The organism is Promicromonospora sp. NPDC060271, from assembly GCF_042726755.1.
GTDB lineage: Bacteria > Actinomycetota > Actinomycetes > Actinomycetales > Cellulomonadaceae > Promicromonospora.
Genome location: NZ_JBHXBG010000261.1, coordinates 1 through 4,999 on the forward strand (window position 1 = coordinate 1; position 4,999 = coordinate 4,999).

Here is a 4,999-nt window from a genome sequence, read left to right on the forward strand (position 1 = left end):
GGCTATTTGTGGGTTCGAAACGTTCCGAACCCACAAATAGCCAGCACTCAACGGGCGGTGAGGAGGTTCCGGATCAGCCAGAGGCCGTTCGCTACCTCACTGAAGCTGGTGCTCAGCGGGGAGAGGCCCACGCGCAGGCCCTGCGGCGGGCGGAAGTCCGGGATCACGCCCCGCTCCCACGACTGCGCGACGACGCGCTTGAAGTCCGGGTGGTCGAGCATGATGTGGCTCCCCCGGCGCTCCGGGTCGCGCGGCGAGGCCACCCGCACACCGGGCAGGTACTCGTCGGCGACCTGGATCGCGAACCCGGTCAGCGCCAGCGACTTCTCGCGCACCGCCGGCATCCCGGCCTCCTCGACGAGCGCCAGCATGTCACGCATCGGCAGCATCCCGATCACCGGCGGCGTACCGCTGATGAGCTGACGGATCCCCGGCGCGGGCTCGTACTCGGGCCCCATCGCGAACGGGTCGGCGGCCCCCATCCAGCCCTGGACGGGCTGCCGCACCGCGTCCTGCAGGCCGGCGGCCAGGTAGGCGAAGGCCGGTGAGCCCGGCCCGCCGTTGAGGTACTTGTAGGTACAGCCGACGGCGATGTCCACGCCGTCGGCGTCCAGGTCCAGCGGGACCGAGCCGGCGGAGTGGCACAGGTCCCACAGGACGAGCGCCCCGGCGTCGTGCACGATCCGCGTGATCGCCGGGAGGTCCGCGACGTACCCGGACTTGTAGGCGACGTGGCTGAGCAGCACCAGGGCGGTGTCCGGCCCGACGGCGGCCGCCACGTCCTGCGGCGTCACGCCCGCCTCGGCGTTCGGCGTGATCCAGCGGAGCTCCAGGCCGCGCTCGGCGGCGATGCCCTGCAGCACGAAGCGGTCGGTGGGAAAGTTCTCGGTGTCGGCGACGATCACGCGGCGCCCGGGACGCGCGTCGACCGCGGCGCGGGCGAGCTTGTAGAGCAGGACCGTCGTGGAGTCGGCCACGACGGTCTGCCCCGGCGCCGCGCCCAGCACCACGCGCCCGAGGGTGTCGCCGAGCTCGGTCGGCGCGTCCATCCAGCCCTCGTCCCAGGACCGGATCAGGCGCGCCGCCCACGGCCCGTCGACGAAGGAGGCGAGCCGCTCGCGCGTGGCGGTCAGCGGCCGGCCCAGCGAGTTGCCGTCCAGGTAGGCGATCAGGCCCTCGCTCGGCACGAAGAGGTCGTGGTAGCGGGCGAGCGGGTCGCCCGCGTCGAGCGCGGCGGCACGTTCGCGCAGCGCGGCGGGCAGGTTTACGGGCAGGGCGGCGGATGCGGCGGGGACTGTCACGAAGGCTCCAGGTCGATCGGCTTCGGCCCGAGCGTACGTCCTGCACGGGCCGCGGCCGAACCAGGCAGCGGCGTCGGACCCTTGACGCCCCAACCGCACCGTCAGTAAAGTCCGTACCGCTCCAGCGCAAAAACTCTACAACTCGCTGCATGTTTATCAACAGCATTACGGCAAGTACCGGTGACTCATCCGATGACGAACCCCGTCAACGACGACGGGAGATCGGGGACGACGATGTTCCGCTCCACGACGCCACGCCACGCAACAGGCCCCGGGCCCAGACCGGGACGAGCTCCCGCGCTGCTGGCCGTGCTCACCGCCGCGGCCCTCACGGCCGCAGGCCTCGCTCCGGTGACGGCCTCCGCCGCGCCCATAGTGCTCTCTGCGGGCGCGCCCGCGGCCGCGAGCAGCAACAACGCGCCCTACCTGGCCGGCAACCTGACCGACGGCAACCAGGGGACCTACTGGGAGTCGACCAACGGGAGCTTCCCGCAGTGGGCCCAGGTGGACCTCGGCGCAGGGGCCACCGTCGAAGAGGTGGTCCTCAAGCTCCCCACCGGCTGGGAGGCCCGGACCCAGACCCTGTCCGTGCAGGCCGGCGCCGACGGCGCGTCCTTCACCACGCTCGCAGCGAGCGCCCAGCGGCGGTTCGACCCGGCGTCGGGTAACACCGTGACCATAGACGTGCCCAACACGGCGGCGCGCTACGTGCGCATCGCCGTCACGGCGAACACCGGCTGGTCCGCGGGTCAGCTCTCGGAGCTCGAGGTGCGCGGCACGCGCGACGCCCCCGACCCGGAGGAGCCGGTGGAGGGCACCGACCTCGCCCCGGGCCGCCCCGTCGCGGCCTCGTCGACGGAGTGGAACTACGTGGCGGGCAACGCCAACGACGGCAACACCTCGACCTACTGGGAGGGCGCGGGCGGCCAGTACCCGAGCACGCTCGCGGTGACGCTGGAGTCGGCGGCGACGCTGAGCGACGTCGTCGTGAAGCTGCCCCCGGCCACGGCCTGGGGGCCGCGGACCCAGACCTTCGAGGTGCAGGGCCGCACCGGGTCCGGTGACGCGTGGGCCACGCTCGCGCCGTCCGCCGCTCGTGCGTTCTCCCCGGCGACGGGCAATTCCGTGACCGTCCCGGTCAGCGGGACCGCCCGCGAGGTGCGGCTCCGGTTCACGGCCAACACGGGCGCGGGCAACGGCCAGGTGGCCGAGCTCCAGGTGTTCGGCGTACCGGCAGCCGGCCCGAACCTCGCGGTCACGGGCGTCTCGGCGAACCCGGCGACGCCGACCGAGTCGAACGACGTCACGCTGTCCGCCACCGTGCGGAACATCGGGACGCTCGGGTCGCCGGCGACGAACGTCGCGCTCACCGTCGACGGTGAGACCGAGGCGACCGTCCCGGTCGGTGCGCTCGCTGCGGGCGCAACGGCAACCGTCAGTGCGAACGTCGGGGCGCTGCCCGCAGGGTCGTACGAGATCGGTGCCGTGGCCGACCCGTCGAACACCGTTCCCGAGCAGTCCGAGAGCGACAACGAGTACGTCCGACCGGATCCGCTGGTGGTCGCCCAGACCGCCAGCTCCGACCTGGTCCCGACGGTGTCGTGGACGCCGAGCACCCCGGCGGCGGGTGAGACGGTCACCTTCTCGGCGACGATCGCGAACCGCGGCACGGTCGCCACCTCGTCCGCGGCGCACAGCCTCACCGTCGTCGTGAAGAACTCGTCGGGGACGACGGTGCGCACCCTCACGGGTTCGGTCTCCGGCACCATCGCCGCCGGTGCCACCAGCCAGAGTGTGAACCTCGGCACCTGGCCGGCCGCCGACGGCTCCTACGACGTCACGATCACCGCCGCCCCCGACTCGACAGAGGTCGAGGCGCGGCGCGCGAACAACGAGGTCACCCGGTCGCTGTTCATCGGCCGGGGCGCGAACATGCCCTTCGACACGTACGAGGCGGAGGACGGCGTCTCGGGCGGCGGTGCGGTCGCCGTCGGGCCGAACCGCGTGGTCGGCGACCTCGCGGGCGAGGCGTCCGGCCGCAAGGCGGTGACGCTGGACCAGACGGGCGCGTACGTCGAGTGGACGACGCGGGCAGCCGCCAACTCCCTGGTGGTGCGGTTCTCCATGCCGGACGCCGCGGGCGGCGGCGGCACGAGCTCCACGCTGGCCGTGTACGTCAACGGCAGCTTCCTCAAGAACATCGACCTGACCTCGCGGTACGCGTGGCTGTACGGCCCCGAGGCGGGACCGGGCAACCAGCCGGGACAGGGTGCGCCGCGGCACATCTACGACGAGGCGAACACGTTGCTCGGCACCACCGTCCCGGCGGGCTCGACGATCCGGCTGCAGAAGACGGCGAGCAACACCAGCCGGTACACCGTCGACTTCGTCGACCTGGAGCAGGCGACGCCACAGGCCAACCCGGACCCGGCCCGCTACATCCAGCCCGCGGGCTTCACGCACCAGGACGTGCAGAACGCGCTCGACCGGTTCCGGATGGACACGACCGGCAACCTCGCCGGCGTCTACCTGCCGGCGGGCGACTACCAGACGGCGAGCAAGTTCCAGGTGTACGGCAAGGCGGTCGACATCGTGGGCGCAGGGCCGTGGTTCACGCGGTTCCACGCGCCGGCCACGCAGGAGAACACGGACATCGGGTTCCGGGCCGAGGGGACGGCGAACGGCTCGACGTTCCGCGACTTCGCCTACTTCGGGAACTACACCTCGCGGATCGACGGGCCGGGCAAGGTCTTCGACTTCGCGAACGTGCGAGACATGACCATCGACAACATCTGGGTCGAGCACATGATCTGCATGTTCTGGGCGGCCAACATGGACGACTCGGAGATCAAGGACTCCCGGATCCGGAACACCTTCGCGGACGCCCTGAACATGACCAACGGCAGCGCGAACAACCACGTGCACAACAACCAGGCGCGGGGCACCGGGGACGACTCGTTCGCCCTGTTCGCGGCGACCGACGCCGGAGGCAGCGGCCAGCGGGGCAACGTGTTCGAGAACCTGACGTCGACGAACACCTGGCGGGCCGCGGGCCTTGCCGTCTACGGCGGGCAGGACAACACGTTCCGCGACATCTACATCGCCGACACGCTCGTGTACTCGGGCGTGACCATCAGCTCGCTGGACTTCGGGTACCCGATGGAGGGGTTCGGCCCGGCGCCGACGACCTTCGAGGGCATCTCCGTGGTGCGCTCCGGCGGGCACTTCTGGGGTGACCAGGTGTTCCCGGCGGTGTGGCTGTTCTCGGCGTCGAAGGCGTTCACCGCCATCCGGTTGAACGACCTGGACATCGTGGACCCGACGTACTCCGGGATCATGTTCCAGACCCAGTACATCGGCGGGCAGCCGGTCAACCCGATCCGGGACACGGTGTTCACCGACGTGTCGATCACCGGGGCGCAGCGCAGCGGCGACCAGTACGACGCAAGGTCTGGTTACGGCATCTGGGCCAACCCGATGCCGGAGGCGGGGCAGGGTCCGGCGGTCGGTTCGGCCACGTTCAACGGGCTGACGTTCGGCAACAACTACCGCGACATCGAGAACCCGACGTCGACGTTCACGATCACCCGCAACTGACCCCTTCGCCGAAGTAGAGCGTGCGTCCGCGACACACGCTCTACTTAGGCGGTCGTCCGTCGCCGAGGTAGAGCGGGTGTCGTGGACACCCGCTCTACCTC

Annotated in this window: 2 protein-coding genes; one reads left to right on the top strand and one right to left on the bottom strand. The window is 71.0% G+C overall.

Annotated elements, in window-relative coordinates:
- Nucleotides 1-47: 47 nt before the first annotated feature.
- Nucleotides 48-1,301, bottom strand: a complete 1,254-nt coding sequence (locus ACFWE2_RS24405) for a kynureninase (protein WP_377226797.1) — start codon at nt 1,299-1,301, stop codon at nt 48-50.
- A gap of 192 nt (nt 1,302-1,493) precedes the next feature.
- Between ACFWE2_RS24405 and ACFWE2_RS24410 the strand changes: the two genes are divergently transcribed.
- Nucleotides 1,494-4,898 carry a discoidin domain-containing protein gene (locus ACFWE2_RS24410; RefSeq protein ID WP_377226798.1) on the top strand — a complete coding sequence of 1,135 codons (3,405 nt, stop codon included), beginning with the start codon at nt 1,494-1,496 and terminating at the stop codon, nt 4,896-4,898.
- The last annotated feature ends 101 nt before the right edge of the window (nt 4,899-4,999 follow it).